Consider the following 23869-nt stretch of genomic DNA (forward strand, 5'->3'; position numbering starts at 1 on the left):
GCTCGCCCCGGCGGGGTCGTCGCGGGACGAGTTCGCCGGGATCCCGCCCCGAAGGACCGCACGCGGTCATCGGGCCACGTCCCCGGACGGCTTCCGCCGCAGGGCCCGCCCCGGCCGCTCGCCGGTCGGCCGCCCCCCGTCGAGGACGAGCCGGCCATTGACCGCGACGTGGGCGATGCCCTCCGGATACTGGAACGGCTCCAGGTACGTGGAGCGGTCGATGACCTTCTCGGGGTCGAAGACGGTCACGTCGGCGAACATGCCCGGGCGCAGGAGGCCGCGATCCACCAGGCCGGCCTTGGCGGCGTTGAGGGAGGTCATCTTCCGGATCGCGTCCTCGAGCCGCAGCGTCCCGCGCTCGCGGACGTAGACCCCCAGCACGCGCGGGAAGGTCCCGAAGTTCCGGGGATGCGGATGCCCGCGGCGGAGCGGCCCCTCGATCGCGAAGGCCGAGCCGTCGGAACCGATCGAGCACCAGGGCTGCGCCATCGCGAGGTTCATGTCCTCCTCGGTGTGATGCGCGTAGATCGTGCCGATCGAGCCGTCCTCCTCAACCAGGAAGTCGAAGAGCTGGTCGAGCGGGTCGGGGGCGGGCTTCATCCCTTCCGCCCGCAGGGCCAGGATGCGGTCCATCGTCTGGCTCTCGAACCGCCGGTTCTTCTCGCTCAGCCTGGCGCTGAGGAGCATACGGCCCCAGTCGCCGCCGACCGAGAGATAATGGTTATACCAGCCGGGAATCCCGGCCCTGATGTCCTTCTTCATCCGCTCACGCGCGGCCGGATCCCTGAGCCGCTCCAGCAGGGCGGCGCGGCCCCCCTCGTGGGCCCAGGGCGGGATGATGCTGACGAGGTCGTTATTCCCCCTCGTGTACGGGTAGACGTTCGACTGGACGTCCACGCCGCGCCCGCGAGCCTCTTCGATCAGGGCGATGATCTCCCTCATCCGGCCCCAGAGGCGCCGATCGGCGATCTTGAGGTGGATGATGTCCACCCGGATGTCCGCCCGCTCGCCGACGGCGATGACCTCGCGGATCGCGTCGAAGACCTCGCTCCCCTCGTTCCGGATGTGGGACGAGAAGATCCCGCCGCGGTCGTGCAGGACGCGGCCCAGCTCGACGAGGTCCTCGGTCGTGCACACCATCTCCTGGGGGCCGGCGAGCATCGTCGAGAGGCCGAGTGCACCGTCGTCCAGCGCCTCCGCGAGCAGCCCCTTGATCTCCTCCATCTGGGCCCTGTTGGGGTGATCGAAGGAATCCCCCATCACGCAGCCCCAGATGTTCCCCAGGCCGACGTAGGAGGCGACATTGGTGGCGATCCCGCCGCGCTCCGCGGCGTCGAAGTAGTCGCCGAGCGTCGCGATCTTATGCTCGCCGCCCTTCACCGGGACGGACTTCGGCGGACGCTTCCCCTTCTGGGGGCCGCCCGAGCTGTCCTCGCCCAGGATCTCGGTCGTCACCCCCTGGCGGACCTTGGCCGGGGCGTTGCCGTCCTCGAGCAGGAGCCAGTCCGAATGCGAGTGCATGTCGATGAAGCCCGGGGCCACGACCAGGCCGCGGGCGTCGATCGTGCGCCTCGCCGCCGAATCCACCGGGACGGACCCGACGACGACGATGCGATCGCCGCGGATCGCCACGTCGGCGAATCGCCACGGGTTCCCCGTCCCATCGACGACCCGGCCGCCGCGGATGACGAGATCGTACGCCGCGGAGGGATCGGCGGGCGCGTCGGCCACGCCCACCGGCGGGGAGAGCAGGACGGCCGCCATGGCCGCAACAAGAGCCGCAAGAACCAGGCGGCCGGCCAGACGCAACGACGATCGGAGCGGGTTGCTCATGGATGACCCATGCGGTCTGATAAGGGGGAAGCGAATTTGAGCCCTCCTCGCTGTCAGGTTCGAGAGCCCTCGTGGTGATCTTGTTCCTTGCCAGGGTAACATGCTCGCTTCACGAACGCCGTCGTTCGTCGGCCGTCACCAGCGTCCGTCCCAGCTCGCGTCGAATTGCCGCATGACCTTGAGGTTGCCGCGTCTGAACATCCGACCATGACGAAGCGTCAGCTCCTTCGCCAGATGCGGGATCAGGCCGGAACCGTAGTCGGCCCCTGGCCTTGCCACCTTGCTCGAACTCGACGATGTCCCGCCCGACGTGCCAGCATGTCTCGAGGTTCTGGGGGTGGACGGCCTGGATCGCCCGGGCGCGGCCCGTCTCCAGGGCTGCGCCGATCTGCTGGAGGAGTCAGGCCGGATCCTTCCTCGACCGGAGCAGCCCCGGCGCGAGGAATAACCCCGCACCGGGGCGAATCGACATCAAGAGCCGGGCGTCACGAAGGACGGACCAGCAGCCAGAAGCACCCCTTGTTCGCCGAGCGGATCGGCGGGGCGATGTTGGGCCTGGACAGCGCGACCTCCCGCTCGCCGGGCAGCGGCGACGGGTAAATAGTCCCGTCGAGATACCCGTCGAAGCGATAGATCCCCGACGCGGGGCAGGGCTGCCCCGTGTGGATACGGACCTGGGTGGACGTGGACACTTCTGTTTCTCCCACCCCCAGCGATTCCGGTGTTCAACGGGCTGCGGGCAGGCTAACCTGGAAAATGGTTAGGCTGGGGCGGCCTGCCTCAGTCCTGACGAGGCCGTCCTGCGAGGGGGGTGAAGTTTCTGACGCCTCTCCCCCTTGCGGGCGGTTTTCTGCTGCGCCTTCAGGGCGCAATGGGGCCGCGGCGCGAAGCACCACGGAAATGCGGCTGGATCGCCGAGCGAGGAAAGCGCAACAGCGTTTCTTCAATAGGGCCTGCGTGCATTGACACAGGAAAAATCCGAGTCCTTTACAGCTTTCCACTGTGAGTATTCCTAAAGACGACCTTCTCGGCAATACCTATTCGAGAATTCTTGAACCAGCAAGGAAAGTGCAACTGCGTTTAACGCAGTTGAACTTTCCTCACTGGTAATGACCATCGTTTCGCGACAGGGTGAGAATTGAGGAAAGAGGCATCGCATGGCAACCCGAGCCGACTTGCTGAAGCGAATCTCGATCGACCCGCGGGTCTGCTTCGGCAGGCCGTGCATCCGAGGGACGAGGATATGGGTCTCGCTGATCGTGGAGAACCTGGCGGAGGGCGTTTCTCCGGAGGAATTGCAGGAGGCTTATCCCCACCTCGAGCCCGATGACATTCGGGCGGCGATGGCGTACGCGGCGGAGATGACGCGGGAAAGGATCATCCCCATCCCGGTCGGGGCCAGCGAGGGATGAAGATCAAGCTCGACGAGAACTTCGACATCCGCATCGTTCCGTTGCTCATCGCGGAAGGGTTCGATGTGGACACGGTCCGCGACGAGGGCCTGGCCGGAAGCGACGACGAGACTGTGTACGAAACATGCCGCGCGGCCGGGCGAGTCCTGATGACACTCGACCTGGATTTCGCCAACCCGCTACGGTTTCCGCCCGAGCATACCGAAGGTGTGATCGTCGTTCGTCCTCCTCGTCCTCTCCTCCCCGCGATCCGGGCGACGCTCCTGAGCGTACTGCCCCAACTCCGGACCCAACTCCTCAAGGGGGCACTCTGGATCGTCGAACCCGGACGGATTCGAATCCATGACCCCCATGCGGGGTGAGCCCCTCGCTTCCTCCTCCCCCGATCGTGCCGGGCGAATCGGAGCAACCCCGCGGAGGACCACGGCCATGATGCGGATTCTACTCACAGGGATGTCCGGGACGGGCAAGTCGTCGCTGATCGTCGCCCTCCGCGGCCGCGGGTTCCGGGCGGTGGACATGGATGAGCCGGGGTGGTCGGAGTACGCGCCGGACGGGGAATGGATCTGGCGCGAGGACCGGGTGAGGGCCTTGCTCGCCGAGGACGACGGCGACGCCAATGCCGACGCCGACGGCCGGGCCCTGTTCGTCTCCGGCTGCGCGATCAACCAGGGGAGCTTCTACCCGAGCTTCGACGAGATCGTCCTGCTGAGTGCCCCGGCGGCGGTGATCGTCGAACGCCTGGCCTCGCGGACCAACAACCCATACGGCAAGGACCCTGCGGAGCTCGCCGCCACGCTTCACAACCTGGAGACCGTCGAGCCCCTCCTGCGCCGATCCGCGACCCGCGAGATCGATGCCTCCGCCCCCTTCGAGCAGGTGCTCCGGGCCGTCCTCGGGCTCGTCGCCGGGGAGCTACGTGGATAAGAGGGATTTCTACCACGGATGACGCGGATGGCACGGATGGAAGACAGGAAGGGTATGGGGAAGGGATAGGGGAAGGGGATAGGAGAAGGGGGGGGCAAGTCACAGGCCACGGCTCAGGGGCAGGCCAGGGCCACCAGGCCACAGGCCAGCCAACCCAGCCCCCGTGTTTCTTGCCTTCCATCCGTGCCATCCGCGTCATCCGTGGTAGAAACTCCGCCCAGGACATTTCCCTGGAAATTTCCTATCGTCGTGACAAAAAAAGCAGAACATAGCGCACTCTCTCTTATAGAGGCTTGTTGCTGCGCAACGGGTATGCCACAGGCCGCGACGGGCCAAAGCACGGGCCGCGACGAGCCCAAAACTCGACGACGAAGCTGAGACTCTATACAACTTAAGTCGTGTTCTTGATTGCCTTTACGTATTCAATCAACCATCATCCATAAGACGAACGAAGCCAATTCCCGCCCGGCCGGGTGACGGTGGGCCGGCTCAAAAGGACGGCACGAGATCAGGGCTCCTTGGCAACTCGGCAGACGGTACTGAGGGACGGTCAGTGCCGGCCCGCGCGGCGGCGCGGGCCGGCGGGAACAACCAGGAATTGGCATGGCAAAGCCAATTCGCGATCGACGCAAAGCCATAATTTTTAAGAACAAACGTCATTAGACGACAAGCCACGGCCGACGAACGAACCCAAATCGGCTCCCATCCGTGTCATCCCTTGGTCGTGGGTGTTTTCCGAGATTATGCCCGACCCCCGCGACCCGGAATTCCCGCTTGACCGGATTCCCCGACGCGGGGATACTCCGGCAACCCGGATGCTCTGCCTCGGGATGGATTCCCCGGGTTGAGCGGCACCCGCACGAGTCAAGGAAGACGAGACCCACCGTGCTCTGCTGCATCCTGTTCATCCGAGATACATCCGCGAGCCGCCCCCACGCTCTCCGCGAGCGTCTCTTCTCGGGGCGGGCCCGAAGGCATGGGGCGGGCACCCGCCCCGACGGCGATCCTCCTCCCTCGCCCTCGCCTGTCATCACCGGCGAAGAGATCGACACCGACTCCGACCCGGCCGCGATCCTCGGGGTCGCCGCGCCCGCGGCGGCCGCGCCGGCGATGACGCGGAACCAGTTCCAACCGGGGCTCGTTCGCCTGATCGGCGAGATTCTCCGCAACGCGACGACGCACCGAGGACCACGGGAGGGATCCGCACGATGGTGATCACCAACGGATACCTGACGATCTTCGCCCTGGCCATGATGGGCTGCGTGCTCGCCACGCCGCTGGTCACCTACATCGCCGCCTGGGTGGGGGCGATCGACCGGCCGGACCAGTTCCGGCGGATCCACACCGGGGCCATCCCCCGGCTCGGCGGCCTCGGCCTGGCGATGGGGATCGCCGCCGGGATGTTCCTGCCGCACCTGTCCGGGTCGTCGCGGTTCGTCAGCCTGCTGCTGCCGGACCTGCATCACGAGTGGGTCATCCTGGCCGCCTCGCTCCTGATCCTGGCCGTCGGCTTCGTGGACGACACCCGGTCGCTGGGCCCGCGGGTGAAGCTGCTGGGGCAGGCCCTGGCGGTCCTGATCCTCTTCCTGGGCGGCATCCGCATCCAGTCGTTCGAGATCCTCGGCCTCAACGTCGACCTCGGGTTCCCGACCGTGGACCTATCCTCCTGGGGCCTGCCGCTGGCGATCCCGCTGCCGAGCCTGGCCCTCACCATGCTCTGGTTCCTCGGCTGCATGAACGTCTGGAACCTGATCGACGGCATGGACGGCCTGGCCTCGGGGGTGGGCCTGCTCGTGAGCGGGACGCTCACCCTGGTCGCCATCCACAACGAGAACACCGAGGTGGCCATCCTGGCGGTGGCCCTGGCGGGGAGCCTGGCCGGGTTCCTCCTCTACAACTGGCATCCGGCCTGCATCTTCCTGGGCGACAGCGGGGCGCTCCTGATCGGCCTGCTGATCGGGGTGGTCGGGGTGCAGGGCTCGATGAAGGGGCCGTCGGCGATCTCGATCCTGTTCCCGATCCTGGCGATGGGGCTGCCGATCTCGGACACGGCGATGGCGATCTTCCGCCGCTGGGTGCGGAACCTGCCGCTCTCCGCGGCCGACCGGCGGCACGTCCACCACCTGCTGATCGGCCTGGGGCTGAACCCCCGCCAGGCGGCGGTGCTGCTCTACTGCTTCTCCGGCTTCATGTGCGGCGCCGTGCTGCTGGGCTCGGCGCTGCGGAGCGAGTTCCTCGCGCTGGTGCTGGGCTCGTGCGGCTGCCTGGCGTTCCTGCTGGTGGTGACCAGCCGGCGGGATGAGCTGGCGATGCTCCGCGAGGACCTGCAGGAGCGGATGGTCCGCGGCCGGCAGGAGCGGCAGGCGGCCAAGCTGACGTGGGAGGCCATCCAGCGGATCGAGCTCTGCAAGACGGCGGACGCCGCTGTCGAGGTCGTCCGGCGGGTCGCCGCGCGGCTCGGCTGCGGCCGGATCGAGATCGCGTCCCAGGCCCAGGCCCCCGGGGAGGGGGGCCGGCCCCCGGCCCACGCCGCCCCCCCGGCCGTGTCGGGACCCTCGGCCAGCTTTCGAATTCCGGGTGGCGAGGGGACGTGGATCACGGTCGATCTGGAGATCGGCCGGGGCCCGAATCGTCGGCCCGATCCGGGCCCGACGGCCATGGCGACGGCGACGGCGGGAGCCGAGCCCGAGGCCCCCCTCGACCTGGCGGCGGACATCGTCTTCCGCAGCCTCCAGCGGCTGGGGCAGGCCCTGGCCGGGCGGATCGAGGAGATCCGGACGGACGCGGCGGAGGCGATCGCGGCGGAGGGCTCGCGGGAGCCGGCCGCGGGGATCGCCCTGGCGCCGGGACGCCGGGCGGTGGGCCTGGTCGTGCGGCACCTGAAGGCGCGACTGCCCGGCCACCTGGCCGGCAAGCCGGCCGCGCCGCGGTTCCCCGTGGCGGACGCCGCCGCGGTCGCCCCCACGGGCCTCGCCCGCCGCTGAGAAATCGCACACGGACGACCTGCACGGGAGGATGGACCATGGATGGGATCATGCCGCTGCGAGGAAGCTCCTCCTCGACCTCATTCGCCCCTTCATCTTCGCCCGGCCACGGCCCCGGCGCGGAGCTCGCCGCGGGCCGGCAGGGGGCGACGGCGGTGACCTTCGGCCACCCGGCGCACGCGGCCCCCGCCTTCAATCCGGCCGCCGCCAAGGGGCCGGCGGACTACCTGCGGGCGGTCAAGCGGCGGATCTGGCTGGTGCTGGTCGTCGCCGTGCCGATGGCGGCCCTCACCTCGGCCTGGGCGCTCCGCCAGCCCAAGATCTACCGGGCGGTCGCCGAGATCACCATCGATCCCCCCCAGATCAATCCGATGCTCTCCACCCTGGTCTCCCGCGACCTCGGCCAGCAGGACGGCGCCAGCCAGGAGCGGTACGCCCCCAACCGCGTCGCCCATCTCCAGAGCCTGGAGCTGGCGGAACAGGCCGTGACCGCCGCGCTCAGCGCCAAGGAGCTGGCGGGGTTCGACGACGCGGCCCAGGAGCTCTTCGGCGCCAACCTCGTCGTCAAGCCCGTGGGCAAGACGAATCGGTACATCGTGACGCTGGAGGGCCGGGATCCGGCGCGGACCAGCAAGCTGCTCTTCGCCCTCGTCGAGGCGTTCAGGAATGCGGCCCGCAAGGAGCGGCAAGACCGCGTCGGCGAGGCGGCCACGTTCGCCGAGGACCAGCTCAGCCAGCTCAAGCGAGAGCTGACCAAGCTGGACGACACGATCATCGAACGGCTCCGCGAGTCGCGGATCATCGGCCCCAGCGGCCGGAACATCTTCGAGGAGCAATACATCAACATCAGCTCGCGGCTGGCGAACGAGGAGGCGCGGGTGGGCGAGCTCCAGCAGCAGTTCATGATCGCCCGCTCCTTCCCCCGGCAGGAGGATAAGTCGCCGGCCGCCCAGGCCCGCGACCATGAGATCGCCCAGCTCATGGCCGAGAAGAAGAAGCTGGTCCGCACGCTCGAGAACGCCCGGCGGATCGAGACCCACAAGCAGTTCAACAGCGACCCCTTCGTGAAGAACTGCGCCCGGCTGCTCAAGGAGGTCATGGACGAGATCGAGGACCTCCAGCAGCCGATCCGCAAGACCGAGATGGCCGGCGACCCCACGCGGGTGCTCCTGGACCACTTCCGCGGCCAGGTTGAGGACGACCGGGCCAGCCAGCAGGAGGCCCTGGCGAGGATGCAGGACTCGCTGCCGGAGCACCAGAAGTTCCAGTCGATGCAGAAGCGGCGCGACGAGCTGAACGCCAAGGTGACGGAGATGGAGGGGAACCTGCTCTCGTTCGCGATCCTGACCCGCTCGCAGAACGCCCCGGTGACGATCCCCGCGAGCGTGGCCGAGCCGACGATCCCCGTGAAGCCCAGCCGCGGGCTCCTGATCGGCATGGGGATGGCCTTCAGCCTGGTGCTGGGCATGGGCCTGGTGGTGCTGCTGGAGCACGTGGACCACTGCGTGAAGGTGCCGGAGCACGTCACCCAGGGGCTGACCCTGCCGCTGCTGGGCGTGGTGCCGCGGATCCGCCGGAGCGCGCTGACGCATCGGGGCGGCCACCTCTGGACGTCGAGCACGCCCAACTCGCTGGAGGCCGACGCCTTCCGCAACGTCCGGGCCAGCCTGCTGGGGGCGGCGGACCGCCACGGCAACATCGTCACCCTGCTGGTGACCAGCCCCAAGGCGGGCGACGGCAAGTCCACCGCGGCGCTCAACCTGGCGGCCACCTGCGCCCGGGCGGGGGAGCGGACCCTGCTGCTGGACGTGGACCTGCGCCGGCCCACGCTCGAGGACGTCTTCCCGCCGGAGCCCGGCAAGGAGGGGACGCACCTCGGCCTGGTGGACGTGCTCCAGGGGACGCTCCCCTGGCAGAAGACGCTCCGCCACACCGAGCTCCCCAACCTGGACTTCATCCCCACCGGCGACCCGACGGGGATCCCGATCGAGATCCTCGGCACGCTCGAGCTGCGGCAGCTCCTGGCGGCGCTCTCGCGGCACTACGACCGCGTGATCCTGGACGGCCCGGCCGTGCTGGGCATGGCCGACTGCCGGATGCTGGGCCGGATGGTGGACGCCTCCATCCTGGTCGTCCGCGCGGGGGCCCACCCGCTGGTGACCCTGCAACGCACCAAGACCATGCTCGAGCTCTCCCACGTGGCGATCGCCGGCGTGGTCGTCAACGGCCTCAGCGAGGGCGTCGAGCACTGGTCCAGCTACGGCTACGACGACGCCGGCTTCGCCCCCGCCCGCGCCGAGCGGGAGCGGGGGCCCGCCCGGGCCCTGGCCGCCTCGGCCTCCTGATCGCGAAATAATGAACAGCATTCGATACACAGAACTCATTCACGCAAACATCCCAAACACCCGGAGCGCCCCCCCGTGAACCCGCGAGCGAAGATCCTGGCCCTGGGCGACAGGGCGGCCTGCGGGCTGATCGCCGTGCTGGTGCTGGGGAGCATCGCGGCCTTCGGCGGGGCGGTCTGGTGGTTCCGGCCGTTCCTGGCGGTCGCGGCGCTGCTGCTGGTGCTGGTGGAGGTGGCGCGGCTGGCGGCGGCGGGGCGGTTCCCGCTGCTCAAGAGCCCGCTCACGGCGCTGGGGCTGCTGGCCCTGGGGCTGGCGGCGTTCCAGCTCGTGCCGCTGCCCGGGGCGGTGGCGCGGCGGATCTCGCCGGCGGCCCACGAGGCCTACGGCCGGGGCGTGCTGCCGGACCTGGTCCGGGCCGACGACCCCGAGGCCGCGCTGCCGGAGGCCCCGCGGATCCGGACGCCCGCCAGCCTGGACCGCGCGGCCACGCTCCGCTGGCTGGTGGGGGCGGCGGCCTGCCTGGGGATCTTCTGGTCGGTGTCGCACTATGCGGACCGGCTGGGCCGGCTCTACCTGGTGTGGGGGCTGGTGGTCGGCGGGTTCCTGCTCAACGCCACGATCGCGGCCGTCCAGGTCTCCAACCGAGGCGACGGGCTCTACGGCCTCTTCCTGCCGGGGGGCGGGCCCCCGTGGGCGCCGACGCTCGACGACCTGTTCGAATCGCCCACGACCACGGAGCTCTGGGAGCTCCCCCGCGCGACGGTCGCGGCGACGGCCCCGGATGCCGGGCCGGGCGAGGGTACGTCCGCGGGCACGGCCGCGACCGCGACCCGCGCCGGGGCGGGGGCGTTCCTGGCGCCGGCCACCCCGCCGCTCTTCGGGACGATGATGGCGAGCCCGGGGGCCTTCCTGGCGATGGGGACGCTGGCCATGCCGCTGGCCCTGGCGATCGTCGTGCACCTGCTCACGCCGCTGGGCGGGCGGGACAGCCTGGCGGATCGCCTGATGAGCTCGGGGCAGGGGAGCCTGGTGCTGCTCCTGGTCCTGCTGATGCTGCCGGCGGCCTTCGTGGTGGGGCTGATCGCGGGCCCCTGGTACAGCCTGCCGGCGGCCCTCGGCCTGGTGGTCGCGGGGCTCCCGGCCGCGGCGAGGCCGGGCTGCCGCGGGGCGGCCGGGGCCTTGCTCCTCTCGCTCCTGGTCTGCCTGGGGATGGGGGGCACCTTGCAGGCGCGGTGGGAGCCGCTGATGGGGGGCCCGCCCCCGGTCCCCGCGCCCGATCCGAGGCTGGCGCGGGCGCTCTGGTCGGACGGCCTGGAGGTCGCCCGGCTCTTCCCGACCGTGGGGGCGGGGCTCGGCACCTTCGCCACGCTCCAGCCCTACTTCAAGGACGGCGGCCCGTCGTCCACCACCGCCATGAGCACCCTGGTCCAGTGGTCCGCGGAGGCCGGGATGGCCGGCGTGGCGCTGCTGGCCGCCGCGGCCCTCTGGTCCGCCTGGCGGATCCCCGGCGGGCTGAAGCGGGTGGGCCGGGGCGACCGATCGCTGGCACATGGCTTGATCGGGGCGGCCCTGAGCTTTACTCTATTAGCCGCCGTCCACTGGACGGTCGAGCTCTCCGCCGTCGCCATCTCCGCCAGCGCCCTGGGTGGGACCTGGAATCGCTGGCTGGCCGGCGGCACCGACCTGTTCGTGGACCGAGGATGAGGCGCCCGGGCCGCACCGATCGATCGACCGCGACTCGAATCGGAATGGACCGCGACCTGGCTCATGGAGGAGTCGATCCCACGATGCCCGAATCCGCTTGTCTCCACATCCAGGATCGAGAATCGGGCCCGATTCGCGTCATGGATCTCCCCTGGATCGCGGTCCGGATCGGCCGGTCGGCCGCCTGCGAGGTCCGCCTCCACGACCCGGAGGTCCCCGGCGAGGCCTGCCGCCTGCAGCGTCGGGGGCGCACCTGGCGGCTGATCCCGCTGGGCCGGAAGGGCTCGGTCTTCCTCCAGGGTGAGCCAGTCCACGAGGCCTGCCTGCTGCCGTTCGACGTCCCCTTCCGCGTCGGCTCGACGTGCTTCACCCTCCGCCCGGACCGCGCCGCCGAGCCGAACTGGGGGATGTACCACGCCCCGGCGCCCGCGAGGACGACGCCCGCCGCGGCGACCACGCCGGAGCCGCAGCAGCCGCCACCGCCACCGGCGGCCACGCCCGAGCCCCCTCGGGTCGCGACCACGAGCCCATCCGCGGACCCGAGCGCCAACGTCGCCCCGGCGGTCAATCCCTGGGAGGCTCGCTGGAGGGCCGCCGGGGCCCGGCTCCTCGCCCAGGGAGCGGGGCGGCGCACCCCGCCGCCATCGCATACCCATCCGTCCCCGCCGCGAACCGGGCGCGTGCCGACCGCCCCGACGCCCACGCCGCGGGCCGCCGAGCCGCCGAGCCGGCCGGACCTCCGCGCCGGATTCACGACGCATCCCCTGGGCACGCCCACGGCACGCGGCTACCCGACGGCCCCGGCCGTCCCCCCCCGCGGCGACGAGTTCGACCACCGCCCACGCCGCGCCGAGTTCCGGCAGGTCCCCCCGACCCCGACGCGACGGGCCCCCGCCGAGCCCGCGGGAGCACCACGGCCGGAGCCGGAACCCGCACCCCCGATCGAGGCCGTGCCCGTCGTCGAGGCCGTGCCCCCGATCGAGGCCATGCCCGTCGTCGAGGCCGTGCCCCCGATCGAGGCTGACCCCATCATCGAGGCCGTGCCCGTCGTCGAGGCCGGACCGCTGGTGGTCGCGGAGTTCGAGGAAGTCGCGGACGTCATCGCCCGGTTCGCGACCGAGACGTCCGACGGTGCCCGCGCCGCCGTCGAGCAAGCCCTGCCGACCGACCCGGACGCGGAGGAGGACGACGGGGATCTCTGGCTCCTCGACGAAGCCGCCTCCGCCTACGACGGCACGTTCGCCGTGGGGGATCTCCGGCCGGCCGTCGATCCGAACCGGGAGGGCGAGGCTGCCGCCGAGCCGGCCCAGGGCGACGACGCGCCCGAATCCTCGTCCCCATGCGAGCCGATCCTCTCGGCCCTTGCCCCCCCCGTCATCCCCCTGACCGACGAGGCCGGCCCGGCTCGGCAGGAGCCTCGCCCTCCCGATGATGACGAGGAGAAATCGCCGGGCCTCGGCCTGCTGCAGGGCGAGGCATTGCTCACGGCCGAGGCGATCGCCCCCTTTCCCCAGCCGTCCCCCGCGGAGGGGGGAGATGGTGCCGCTGCGGACGAGGTCGCATCAACCCCTGAGGTCGTCCCCATCGATCCGGACGAGCCCCCCGCGCCCGAGATCGCGGACGACGCCCAGGCCGAGTTCGTCGATCTTACAGCCGCGCTTTCCGCCTTCGACCACGCCTGGTCGCCCTACTGGATCATGGGGCAGGCCGCCGAGTTCACCACCCAGACATCCTGGCCGGAGCCCATCGCCGAGGCGGGCCACGGCCCGGTCGTGATCTCCCCCTCGGTCGCGCCCCCGATCGCCGAGGCCGAGGCGGTGACCTCGACCGGAGTCCGCACGGCGACCCTGCTGGAGCCGCCGCGACGGCCCCGCCGGGCGACCCGCCCTCATCCTCAACATCGCGACCGAGAGCCGCGGAGGTTCGCCCGACCGGATCCGGAGCCGACGCGGAGCCCCGCCCTGGACGGGGGACCCGATCGCGAGCCGGAACGCATTCACGAGGCGGCAAGTGATCATCAGCCGGCCGGGTTCGCGGAGCCGAGCCCGGCCCAGGAGCTGGACCTCCCCTCCGCGAAGGACATCCTCGCCTCGGCCCCGAGGCGGCCGGCGGCGAGGGCGACGGCGGCGGCGAATGCGACGGAGCCGCCGGTCCGGCTGGCGCGGCCGCCCCAGCGAGAGCACGTCGCGCCGACGGTCTCTCGAGAGCCGGCGGCGTGGTCGCTGCCGGCGTGGCTGGCCGGGCCGCCGATCGTGCTCCTGGCGCTTACCTTGGGCATCCCCGGCGCCTTCCTCGCCGCGCGGTGGGCCGGCGATTCCAACAACGCCGCGATCATCGGCCAGCGGCTCCTGGCGGCGCGGACCGGCCGGGCCCGGGAGCGGCCGCTGCCGGAGACGGTGACGCCGTCCCCGGCCTCGTGGTGGCAGACCACGCCGCTCCACCTGGCGGAGTGGGGCGTCTACCGGAGCCGCCCCGGCGCGACCGAGGACGAGCGCGAGGAGGCCGGCGAGCTCCTCGATCGGGCCGTCCAGCTCTCGCCCCTCCACCCGGTCGCCCGGCTGGCGCGGGCCGAGGTCCGCCCGGCGTCGAGCTCGACCGCCGCGGGCCTCCGCTCGGTCCGCAACCTGGGCCTCAGCCGCGACCCCGCCAGCCTCTCGTGGAGCGCCCGCAACCTCCGCCTGGCGGGCAAGAAGCCGGCCGCGGTCCGCCTCTATCGCCGGGCCTTCCTCCTGGCCGACGGCCAGGAGCCCTCCGGCCGGGCCGAGCCGGCCTTCAACGCGGAGCCGAGCGGCCATCGCTACTACCTCCCCGGCGAGATCGCCGCGACGGCCATCGTCCGGGACCTCCTCGCCGACGCCGACTGGCCCTGCCGCGAGTGGATCGAGGCCATCCCCCCCGCCGGCGTCGCGGCCCTGGCCGCCGCCCGACTCCTCCACGATCAGGGCAAGCCGGAGGCCCGCGAGATCCTCGACCGGATCCTCGCGGCCCAGCCCGCCGAGCCGGTCGCCTCCCGCGATCGCGACCGCGACCGCGACGACGAGCCGACGCCGGATGGCGAGGCCGAGGATCGCGACGGCGACCGCGACCAGGGGGGCTACCCCGCGGCGATTCGCCTGGCCGTGGCCGCGGAGGCCCACGCCCTGCTGGAGCACTGGGGCGAGGCCGAGGCGCGATACCGCCGGGCGATCGACCTGGCGGAGGACGTCACGACCCGCCGGGCCTGGTGGTTCAACCTCGCGAGCCTGGCGTCCCGGGGCAACGACGAGCCCCAGCGCAAGGCCGCCCTCGAGGCCGCCCTCGAGGTCTCGTCGGCCGACGACATCGGCCGGCGGGCCGTGGAGATGCAGCGGGCCTCCGAGCCGATGGCCCGGTCCCGCCTGGGCATCGCCCGGGGCAACTGAGACGAACCGAGATGAGGCGAAACGGAGCCGAGACTTCGACATGGATCGTCACGTGGGGCAGAGACAACACCATGAGCCGCTCGGCGGTGCCTCGCCGCCGGAAGGAACCGAAGGATCCCCAGCCATGACCTCGAACCAGGTCGTCGACGGTGCAAGATCGTCCGCCGCCTCGCCGGCCCGCCGGCCCGGGCCGCCGCTGCTGGACCACCTCAGCGAGGCGTGGGACGACCCGGCCCGGCGGCCGACGGTCCTGGCCGGGGCCGCCTGCCTGGGGCTGCTCACGCTCTTCTTCCGCGACACGCTCTGGGACTTCTATTACTCCTGGTCCAAGGACGAGAACTACAGCCACGGCTTCCTCGTGCCGTTCCTGAGCCTCTACTTCGCCAACCAGGTCGCCGCCAAGGGGCCGGTCCCGCTCCGCGGCGGCGCGGCCCTGGGCGGCACGATGCTCGGCCTGGGCATCCTCACGCGGCTGGTCGCCATCCCGCTCCCCATCCCCTTCCTGGGCGAGCTCGCCTTCCTCGCCTCGCTCGCGGGCCTCTTCGCCGTGCTCGCCGGATCGGCCGCGCTGCGGCGATACTGGTTCCCGTTCTTCTTCCTGCTCTTCATGGTGCCCCTGCCGATCGCCCTCTACACGCGGATCGCCTCGCCGCTCCAGCTCATGGCCAGCCAGATGGCCTCCGCCGTGATGAACTTCACCGGGCTCCCCGTCCTCTGCGAGGGGAACCACATGACCCTCCCCGGCGGCGTCCAGATGTTCGTGGCCGAGGCGTGCAGCGGCATGCGGCAGATGACCGGCTTCCTGGCGCTGGCGACCGCCGTCGCCTACCTGACGACCCGCCCCGGCTGGTATCGGGCCGTCGTCGTCCTGGCCGCGCTCCCGATCGCGCTGACCGCCAACGTGGCCCGGATCGTCCTCACCGGCTACGTCATGCACCACGTCAACCCGCAGTACGCCTCCGGCGCGTATCACACGCTGGAGGGCATCCTCATGATGGGCTTCGGCCTGCTGATGCTGAACTCGCTCTGCACCCTGATGAACCAGCTCACGCCGCCGCCGGCCGAAGCCGAGGGCGGGCCGGCGGGCGGGACGGCCGCGGCATTCCCGGCCCGCGCAATGTTAAATATGAACATGAACCTGGTTTCGCTCCCCTCGCCGAAGGAGGCATCATGACACGCGTCCACCGCGGCATCCTCGGTGCGGCCCTGCTGCTGTCGGGGCTGGCGGCCCAGGCCGGCCTCGAGGGGATCAACCGGACGGAGCGGCCCGACCTCCGCGGGCACCTGTCGGGCCTCCCGCTGGAGCTGGGGGACTGGGTCGGCCGCGACGAGGCGGTCCCCGCCGACATCGTCGAGCGGGCCCAGACGACCGAGTACCTCAACCGCGTCTACGAGAGCCGCACCCGGCCCGGCATGCGGCTGACGCTCTGGATCAACTTCTCGATCAAGGGCACGAACCTTCGCCACACCCCGGAGATCTGCCTCCCGTCCGGCGGCTGGACGAAGATCGAGTCCCAGACGAGGGTCTTCGAGGTCCCCACGCCGGGGGGCAAGGAGCTGAGGCTCACCCGCCTGGGCTACAGCCAGGGTGAACTGGTGAAGCAGGTGGGATTCTGGTATTACATCTTCGGCGAGGGCAAGCTGGAAAACTACGTCCGCCAACTGCCGATCACCAGCCGGAGCAGCCACGGCCAGACCACCCAGGGATCCTCGATGACCGTCGAGATCTTCCACGCCGGCGATCAGGACGGCGACGGCGAGGCCCTCAAGGGATTCGCCGGGGCCCTCATCGCGGCGCTCGAGCCCGTGCTGCCGGAGCCTCGCGCGGAATACTACATCCCCTGAGCGGTGACCAAGGATCATGAAACGTGCGCTGATCACCGGGGTCACGGGCCAGGACGGCTCCTACCTCGCCGAGTTCCTCCTGGGCAGGCCCGAGTACGAGGTCCACGGCCTCGTCCGCCGGTCGAGCTCGCTCAATCGCCAGCGGATCGACCACCTCTTCAACTACGACTCGACCGTCCGCGACCGCTTCCACCTGCACTACGCGGACCTCGGCGACGCCTCCAGCCTGTCCATGGTCATGGACCGGATCCGGCCCGACGAGGTGTACAACCTCGGCGCCCAGAGCCACGTCCGGGTCTCCTTCGACCAGCCGCTCTACACGGCCGACGTCGTCGGGCTCGGGACGCTCCGGCTGCTCGAGGCCGTCCGCCAGCTCAACGATTCCAAGCCCGTGAAGTTCTACCAGGCGTCCAGCTCCGAGATGTACGGCGCGGCCCCGCCGCCGCAGGGGCCGAGCACCCCGTTCCACCCCCGCAGCCCCTATGCCTGCGCCAAGCTGTACGCCCACTGGCAGACCATCAACTACCGAGAGGCCTACGGCCTGTTCGCCTGCTCCGGCATCCTCTTCAACCACGAGAGCCCGCGCCGCGGCGAGTCGTTCGTGACCCGCAAGGTCACGCTCGGTGCGGCCCGGATCAAGGAGGGCCTGCAGAAGCGGCTCGTGATGGGCAACCTGGACGCGAGGCGCGACTGGGGCTTCGCCGGCGACTACGTCCGCGCCATGTGGCTGATGCTCCAGCAGGAGAAGCCCGGCGACTACGTCGTGGCCACCGGGGAATCCCACACGATCCACGAGCTGCTCGAGCTGGCCTTCACCCTGGTGGACCTCGACTACCGCGACTTCGTGGACTTCGACCCGCGGTACACCCGGCCCTCCGAGGTGGACGCCCTCCAGGGGGACGCGACCCGCGCCCGCGAGGTCCTCGGCTGGAAGCCCGAGGTTGACTTTCGCGGCCTGATCTCGATGATGGTGGACCACGACCTGGAGCTCGCCCGCCGGGAGAAGCACGCCCAGACGTTCCCGGGGCGATGAGGAGGAGGACCGACAGCAGGCCGCGACGATCGAATACCCTCCCCTGTATCCCCTCCTGGCAAGGGGAAAGGCGGAATTCGGTTCTCCCTCAATCGCGGGAAAGCCGAAGGGGTCCCAGGATAGAAACTCATTGATCGACCGCTCGAATCACGGATGATCGAGGCCGCGATGGAACCGCAACGCAGAGGACGCCCCGTGCTGGTCGGCTGCCCGGACGCCCGCCCCCCCGCCTACCAGGCGGTGCTCGGGCTGGATCGGGCCGGGATGCTGGACCGCTTCGTCACCGCCTCCTACTACGACCCCGGCCGGCCGCTGCACCGGGCCGCCCGCCGCGTGGCCCCGCGGGCCTTCGGCCGCGTCGAGCGGATCCTGATGCGGAGGCACGATCCGGCGATCCCCGCCGGGCGGGTCATCAGCGTGCCGAGCGTCGACCTCGCGATTCGCCTGGAATCCCGCGCCGAGGAGCCGACGGTGAAGCGGGCACTCGCCAAGGCCCGAACCGCCTGGTTCGACCGGAGGCTCGCCCGCGTCGTCGCCCGCCGGCTGCCCGCGGCGGTGCTCGCCTTCAGCGACGTGGCCTCGGGCGTCACGCTCCCGCTCTGCCGGCGGCTGGGCATCCCGACGGTGCTGAGCATGGTCCACGGCGAGGTCCGCGAGGAGCTCGAGGTCCTCGCCCGCGAGCAGGCCGCGTGGCCCGAGCTCTTCCCCCTCTACCTGGGGGACGGCACGCTCGACCGCGACGAGCTCGACTGGCTCCACATGCGACGACTCCGCGACCTCGCCCTGGCGAGCCGGATCCTGGTCCCCTCGCAGCACATCGCCGACGAGCTCGCTCGCCACGGGACGCCGCGAGGCAAGCTCCGCGTGATCCCCTACGCCGCGGACACCTCGCGGTTCGTGCCCGTCGCGAAGGGGGAGGAGGACGGGGACCGAGACGGCTCGTCGTGCGTCTTCCTGTTCGCCGGCGGGGTCTGCCAGCGGAAGGGGATCGGCTACCTGCTGAGGGCGTGGGCGCAGGTCCGTCGCCCCGGCTGGCGGCTCCAGCTCGTGGGCGAGCCCCCGGCCGACCCCGGCCCGCTCCGGCCGCTGCTGGAGGCCGAGGGGGTCGAGGTGCTCGGCCGCGTCGGCCACGCGGAGATGCCCGCGCGGATGGCCGCGGCGGACGTCTTCGTCTTCCCGTCCCTGTTCGAGGGCTCCGCCGTCGTGACCTACGAGGCGCTCGCCTGCGGCCTGCCGTCGATCGTCACCGCCGCGGCCGGCTCGGTCGTCCGCGACGGCGTCGAGGGCCTGGTGGTCCCTCCCTCGGACGTCGACGCCCTGGTCGCGCGGATGGCCCGACTGGGCGAGGACCGCGGGCTCCGCGCGCGGATGGCCGCCGCGGCGCGGGCGCGGGCCCTGGAATTCGACTGGCCGCGTTATCACGACTCCGTCGCCGCTGCGATGGATGAGGCCGAGGCCGGGGCCGCGGAGGATGGCCACACCCCCGTCCATCCCCGCTCGCCCATGAGGCCGCACCGCATCGCCGCGTCGGCCCGGACCTCGTGAGGTAAACACATGGACGAGCTGATTCCCATTTATGCGATTGCCGGCCTCGTGGCGGCATATTTCCTGCTGCGGGTCGCGAGGCGGACGTTCGACCCGTTCGAGCCGGTTTGGCTGTTCCTCGTCGGCTACATGCAGGTCTACGTCGTGCAGGCGATCTCGTACCACGACTGGGCGGTGGTCTCGCGAGGCACGGAGCTTGTGACCTCCGCCAACATGCAGGCACTCTGGGCCATGCTCTGGTTCCTGGGCGTGTATCACGTCTGCGGGGCGCGGAAGGTGGCCGCGGTGCTGCGGACCCCGCCGCAGACGTGGTCGACCGGAACCGTCCTTGCTCTCACTCCACCGATGGCCATTTGGGGGCTCTATTGCACAGGAGTCCTCAGCCGCAACGGACTCCAGGGCGCCGACGAGTTGAGCCCCGAGGAGCTCCTCTTCCGCTCGTTCGGGTTCCTGCTCATGGTGGCCGCCCTCATGCTCATCGTCACCGGCCGCTCGGGTGAGAAGCCCCGGCCGGCGTACCTAGCCGCCGGATTGTTCACCTCGGCGCTGTACACGGCGGTCTGGATGTTCAACGGCAAGCGATCCCCGGGGATCGTCGGCGTCCTCTCCACGGTCTGCGCCTTCTACGTCTCCAGGGGGAAGCGGCCCTCCTGGGGGGTTCTCTTCGGAACGGGCGTGGCCGCGGTGCTGGTGGTGACCCTGGCCATCGGCTGGCGGCAGAACCGGAAGTACGAAAGTTCCGTCGGCGGCTTCCTCCAGTTCGCCACCGAACTCGACCTGTCGATGATCATGGAGAACCTGAATATCGGGGAGGGCGACGACCCGCTGGAATACGTCACCCAGGAGAGCACCGAATACGGCGGCTTCATCCTGATGAAGAGCACGGTCCCGGAGAAGTCGGGTTACGATTTCGGCGCCAATTACCTGCGGACCTTCTCCACGTTCATCCCGCGGATAGTCTGGGCCGACAAGCCGCTCTTCGGTCGCGACGCCTGGCGGGCAGCCTGGGTGGCCGGCTCGGAGATCACGCGTGAGGAGGAATTCACCAGCCCGGCGATCGGCATCCTGGGCGCGACGCAGCTCAACGGCGGGGTTGTCGGCACCCTCATCGTCCTGGCCGTGCTGGCGATCCTCCAGCGCACTGCGTACGAGTACTTCCGTCGCCACGAGGCGATCCCCTGGGCGCAGTTCTGGTGGGCGAGTACCTATTACGTTGCCTGGTTCATGGTGGTCAACGACGACCCCATGGTCTGGTTCTACTACAGTTGGGGCTTCACCACGATGCCCGTCGTCATCCTGCTATGGCTGGTGAACCGGATCGCGGGATCGCAGGCTCGGGCTCCCGCGACGTCGGCGATTCCCGTTCCGGCGATGGGGTTCGACCTCGGAGGTTACGCGCGATGATCCTCGCCGTCTGCTTCACCAACTTCGGCCCCTATCACCTGGCGCGACTGCGGGCGCTCGGGCTCCGCCTGAAGGGGCAGGGGGGCTGCCTGATCGCCTACGAGGTCGCCGGCTCGGAGCGGCTCTACCCGTGGCAGGCCCGCCGCGGCGACGAGCCGTTCGAGCGGGTCACGCTCTTCCCCGATCGCGAGCTCGAGTCGATCCCGCCCGGCGACTGCGCCCGGGCCCTGCTCCGGGCGCTCGACCGCGACGAGCCGGATGCGCTGGGGATCGTCGGCTACTCCCGGCCGGAGTCCATGGCCGCGGCCCGCTGGGCCCGCCGCAACCGCGCGACCGCCATCCTGATGTCGGAGAGCCAGGCGGTGGACCACCCCCGCGTCTGGTGGAAAGAGATGATCAAACGCCGACGCGTCCGCCTCTTCGACGCCGCGCTCGTCGGCGGCGAGCCGCACCGCGACTACCTCGCCTCGCTGGGGATGCCCGCGGGCCGGATCGCCATGGGGTACAACGCGGTGGACAACGACTTCTACGCGCGACGGGCCGACGACTGGCGCGACCGGCCCGACGCCCGCGACGGGCTGCCCGAGGCGCCCTATTTCCTCTCGGTCTGCCGGTTCGCCCCGGAGAAGAACCTGGTCCGGCTGGTGGACGCCTTCGCCCGCTATCGCGAGGCGGCCCCGCGCGACGCGGCCTGGGACCTGGTCCTCTGCGGCGACGGCCCGCACGCCGCCGCCGTGGGCCATGCCATCGAGGCATCCGGCTACGGCCATGCCATCCATCGGCCGGGATTCCTCCAGGCCGACGGCCTGACCCGCTGGTACGCCGGCGCCTCCGGCTTCGTCCTGGCCAGCCTCTGCGAGCCGTGGGGCCTGGTCGTCAACGAGGCCGCCGCCTCCGGGTTGCCGCTGCTCGTCTCCGACCGGGCCGGCGCGGGCGCGACGCTCGTCCCCGAGCCCGACGGCACCACGGGCGCCCGCTTCGATCCCCTCGACGTGGAAGCCATCGCCCACAAGCTCGCCTGGCTCGCCTCGCTCCCGGACGACGAGCGGCTCGCGATGGGCCGCCGCGCCGCCGAGATCGTCGGCGACTGGGGGCCTGACCGATTCGCCCGCGGCACGCTCGAGGCCGTCGGGCTCGCCGGGCCCCGCGGCCGACGACACGCCCACTCCGCCCTTCAGGAAGTGAGATGATTTTATGAGCACGACACCGACGCTCGCCGAGGTCCTGACCCGGCCCCGCCACCAGCCGCGGACTCAGGGGCCGCCGCCCCGGCCCGCCGGCTCTCCCGGCTGGCTGCACCTCTGCAACGGCCTGGACCCGGCCCGCGACGGCGGCATGGTGCCGAGCATCCTGGGCATGGCCTCCGCCCTCTGTCGCGCCGGCGACGACGTGACGATCGTCACGCCCACCCCCTCACGGCTGGGTGGCCGGTCGCTCGAGCGGGGGCTCACCCTGCTGGGGCCCGATGCCGACCTCGAGGCCGCGGTGCGGTCCGCCGGGGTCGTCCACATGCACGGCCTCTGGCAGGGCCACACCCGCCGGGGCGCCCGCGAGGCACGGGCCTGCAAGGTCCCCTACGTCATCACCGCGCACGGCATGGCGGAGCCCTGGGCACTGCGGCACAAACGCTGGAAGAAGAGCCTCTATCTGGCCCTGGTCGAGGCCCGGAACCTCCGCCGCGCGTCCTGCCTGCACGCCCTCTCCCGCCCGGAGATCGGCCACCTCCGGCGGCTCGCGCCGTGGGCGCCGATCGGCTTCGTCCCCAACGGCGTCGATCTCTCGTTCTTCGACGGGCTCCCCGCCCGGGCCGAGCTCGAGGCCGAGCATCCCGAACTCGCCGGCAAGTTCGTGCTCCTCTTCTACGCGCGGCTCCACGTCAAGAAGGGGCTGGACCTGCTGGCCCAGGCGCTGCGGACCCTCGCGCCGGAGTTCCCCGATCTCCATATCCTGATCGCCGGCCGCGACCAGGGGGGCTGGGCGCCGTTCGACGAGGCCGTACGCTCGGCCGGCCTCGGCCGCCGGGTCACCCGGGTCGGCCACGTCGAGGGCGAGGCCGCCCGGCGAGTCTGGGCCGCGGCCGACGCCTTCACGCTGCCCAGCTACAGCGAGGGCTTCAGCATGGCGATCCTGGAGGCCCTGGCCTGCCGGCTGCCGTGCCTGATCACCACCGCCTGCCACTTCCCGGAGCTGGACGCGGCCGGTGGCGCCGTCGTCGCGGAGCCGATTGCGGAGGAGATCACGACCGGATTGCGGACCATCCTGGAGATGTCTCCCGAGGATCGCCGGCGGATGGGCGACGCCGGCCGCCGCCTGGTCGAGCGCGACTACACCTGGGACCGCCAGGGCCTCAAGCTCGCGAGCGTCTACCGCTGGCTGGCAGGCGACGGCGACCGGCCGGATTGCGTCATCCTGTGATTGATTCATCCTCATACGATCCTTCCCGAATCGGAGCCGAGCCATGCCCGCCGCCCTTGACGCCGAGCCCGAGATCCGTGGCCGCGCGACGCCCTTCGCCCCGCCTCGCCCCCGCGTCGGCCGGGCCCCGGTCAGCGTGATCGTGCCGGTGAAGAACGAGGCGGCCAACCTGCGCCTCTGCCTCCCCGCGCTCGACTGGGCGGACGAGGTCTTCGTGGTCGACAGCCAGAGCCGCGACGAGACGGCGGCCGTGGCGGCGGAGCACGGCGCGACCGTCGTGCAGTTCCACTTCAACGGCTCCTACCCCAAGAAGAAGAACTGGGCGCTCGACAACCTGCCGTTCCGCAACGCGTGGGTCCTGATCGTGGACGCCGACGAGGTGGTCACGCCCGACCTCGCCGCGGAGATCACGCGGCGGATCGAGACGGGGGAGGCCGAGGGCTATTACCTGAACTCGCAGTACTTCTTCCTGGGCCGGCGGATCCGCCACTGCGGCTACTCGGAATGCTGGAACCTCCGCCTCTTCCGCCACGAGCTGGGCCGGTACGAGCGGATGGTCGACGACACCGGCGGCCGCGCCGGCGACAACGAGGCCCACGAGCACGTCGAGCTCGCCGGCCGGGTCCTCCGGCTGGAGCACCAGCTCGATCACCACGCCTATCCGACGATCGCCGCCTGGGTCGAGAAGCACAACCGCTACGCCGTCTGGGAGGCCGCCATGTACGAGCGGTTCCGCGACGAGCCCATCCCCGAGGGCATCGGCGCCGGCAAGCGGTTCAAGCGGATCCTCAAGAAGATCTACCTCCGCCTCCCCGCGCGACCCGCCGTGCGGTTCGTCTACTCGTACTTCCTCCGCCTCGGCTTCCTCGACGGCCGCCCCGGCCTGGTGTTCTGCACGCTGCTGGCCTTCTACGACTTCCTCTGCTGGGCGAACGTGTACGAGCGGAAGCTCGGGGGATAGGGCCGACGCCCCTCATCGCACGCGTCTCGACCGGGCGGTCGAACCGGCGAGGGGCCCTTC

Annotated in this window: 19 protein-coding genes; 16 read left to right on the forward strand and 3 right to left on the reverse strand. The window is 71.0% G+C overall.

Going from position 1 to position 23869, the window contains the following annotated elements; all coding sequences use genetic code 11:
- Positions 1–66 precede the first annotated feature (66 nt).
- The 3 genes from G6O54_RS11790 to G6O54_RS11800 all read right to left on the reverse strand — a co-directional run bounded on the left by G6O54_RS11790 (position 67) and on the right by G6O54_RS11800 (position 2525).
- Positions 67–1833 carry an N-acyl-D-amino-acid deacylase family protein gene (locus tag G6O54_RS11790; RefSeq protein ID WP_250846843.1) on the reverse strand — a complete coding sequence of 589 codons (1767 nt, stop codon included), beginning with the start codon at positions 1831–1833 and terminating at the stop codon, positions 67–69.
- Between the two features lie 135 nt (positions 1834–1968).
- Positions 1969–2112, reverse strand: coding sequence for a DUF1016 N-terminal domain-containing protein (locus tag G6O54_RS11795; protein WP_165225173.1), 144 nt, complete (start codon positions 2110–2112; stop codon positions 1969–1971).
- Between the two features lie 206 nt (positions 2113–2318).
- Entirely contained in the window at positions 2319–2525 is a 207-nt protein-coding gene (locus G6O54_RS11800) for a YjzC family protein (protein ID WP_165225176.1), read from the reverse strand.
- A gap of 465 nt (positions 2526–2990) precedes the next feature.
- Between G6O54_RS11800 and G6O54_RS11805 the strand changes: the two genes are divergently transcribed.
- From G6O54_RS11805 to G6O54_RS11880, 16 genes are all read left to right on the forward strand, one after another.
- A complete protein-coding gene (locus G6O54_RS11805; protein WP_165225179.1) occupies positions 2991–3245 on the forward strand; it encodes a DUF433 domain-containing protein in 255 nt (84 codons plus the stop codon).
- Entirely contained in the window at positions 3242–3607 is a 366-nt protein-coding gene (locus G6O54_RS11810; protein WP_165225182.1) for a DUF5615 family PIN-like protein, read from the forward strand. Before G6O54_RS11805 ends, G6O54_RS11810 begins: the two co-directional genes overlap by 4 nt.
- Positions 3608–3674: 67 nt before the next feature.
- Positions 3675–4172 (forward strand): AAA family ATPase, encoded by a 498-nt coding sequence (locus G6O54_RS11815; RefSeq protein WP_205678745.1) that lies wholly within the window; start codon positions 3675–3677, stop codon positions 4170–4172.
- A gap of 885 nt (positions 4173–5057) precedes the next feature.
- On the forward strand, positions 5058–5387 hold the full coding sequence (locus tag G6O54_RS11820) for a hypothetical protein (RefSeq protein ID WP_165225185.1): 330 nt from the start codon (positions 5058–5060) through the stop codon (positions 5385–5387).
- Entirely contained in the window at positions 5381–7156 is a 1776-nt protein-coding gene (locus G6O54_RS11825) for an MraY family glycosyltransferase (RefSeq protein WP_165225188.1), read from the forward strand. The genes G6O54_RS11820 and G6O54_RS11825 overlap by 7 nt, the downstream gene beginning before the upstream one ends.
- A 38-nt stretch (positions 7157–7194) precedes the next feature.
- A complete protein-coding gene (locus G6O54_RS38520) occupies positions 7195–9501 on the forward strand; it encodes a GumC family protein (protein WP_165225191.1) in 2307 nt (768 codons plus the stop codon).
- Positions 9502–9576: 75 nt separating this feature from the next.
- Entirely contained in the window at positions 9577–11205 is a 1629-nt protein-coding gene (locus G6O54_RS11835) for an O-antigen ligase domain-containing protein (protein ID WP_165225195.1), read from the forward strand.
- 83 nt (positions 11206–11288) lie between these two features.
- Positions 11289–14606, forward strand: a complete 3318-nt coding sequence (locus tag G6O54_RS11840; RefSeq protein WP_165225198.1) for an FHA domain-containing protein — start codon at positions 11289–11291, stop codon at positions 14604–14606.
- 124 nt (positions 14607–14730) lie between these two features.
- The gene (locus G6O54_RS11845) at positions 14731–15780 is read left to right on the forward strand and encodes an exosortase/archaeosortase family protein (RefSeq protein ID WP_165225200.1); all 1050 of its coding nucleotides are present in this window, start codon (positions 14731–14733) and stop codon (positions 15778–15780) included.
- Entirely contained in the window at positions 15777–16451 is a 675-nt protein-coding gene (locus G6O54_RS11850; protein WP_165225202.1) for an EpsI family protein, read from the forward strand. Before G6O54_RS11845 ends, G6O54_RS11850 begins: the two co-directional genes overlap by 4 nt.
- Before the next feature lie 16 nt (positions 16452–16467).
- Entirely contained in the window at positions 16468–17484 is a 1017-nt protein-coding gene (gmd, locus tag G6O54_RS11855) for a GDP-mannose 4,6-dehydratase (protein ID WP_165225204.1), read from the forward strand.
- Positions 17485–17652: 168 nt separating this feature from the next.
- A complete protein-coding gene (locus G6O54_RS11860; protein ID WP_250846844.1) occupies positions 17653–19029 on the forward strand; it encodes a glycosyltransferase family 4 protein in 1377 nt (458 codons plus the stop codon).
- Positions 19030–19038: 9 nt separating this feature from the next.
- Positions 19039–20433, forward strand: a complete 1395-nt coding sequence (locus tag G6O54_RS11865; RefSeq protein WP_205678746.1) for a hypothetical protein — start codon at positions 19039–19041, stop codon at positions 20431–20433.
- A complete protein-coding gene (locus tag G6O54_RS11870; RefSeq protein WP_165225209.1) occupies positions 20430–21623 on the forward strand; it encodes a glycosyltransferase family 4 protein in 1194 nt (397 codons plus the stop codon). The genes G6O54_RS11865 and G6O54_RS11870 overlap by 4 nt, the downstream gene beginning before the upstream one ends.
- A gap of 4 nt (positions 21624–21627) precedes the next feature.
- Positions 21628–22848, forward strand: coding sequence for a glycosyltransferase (locus G6O54_RS11875; protein WP_165225212.1), 1221 nt, complete (start codon positions 21628–21630; stop codon positions 22846–22848).
- A gap of 43 nt (positions 22849–22891) precedes the next feature.
- The gene (locus G6O54_RS11880) at positions 22892–23809 is read left to right on the forward strand and encodes a glycosyltransferase family 2 protein (RefSeq protein WP_165225214.1); all 918 of its coding nucleotides are present in this window, start codon (positions 22892–22894) and stop codon (positions 23807–23809) included.
- The last annotated feature ends 60 nt before the right edge of the window (positions 23810–23869 follow it).

This window comes from Aquisphaera insulae (assembly GCF_011064615.1).
GTDB classification, from domain to species: domain Bacteria; phylum Planctomycetota; class Planctomycetia; order Isosphaerales; family Isosphaeraceae; genus Aquisphaera; species Aquisphaera insulae.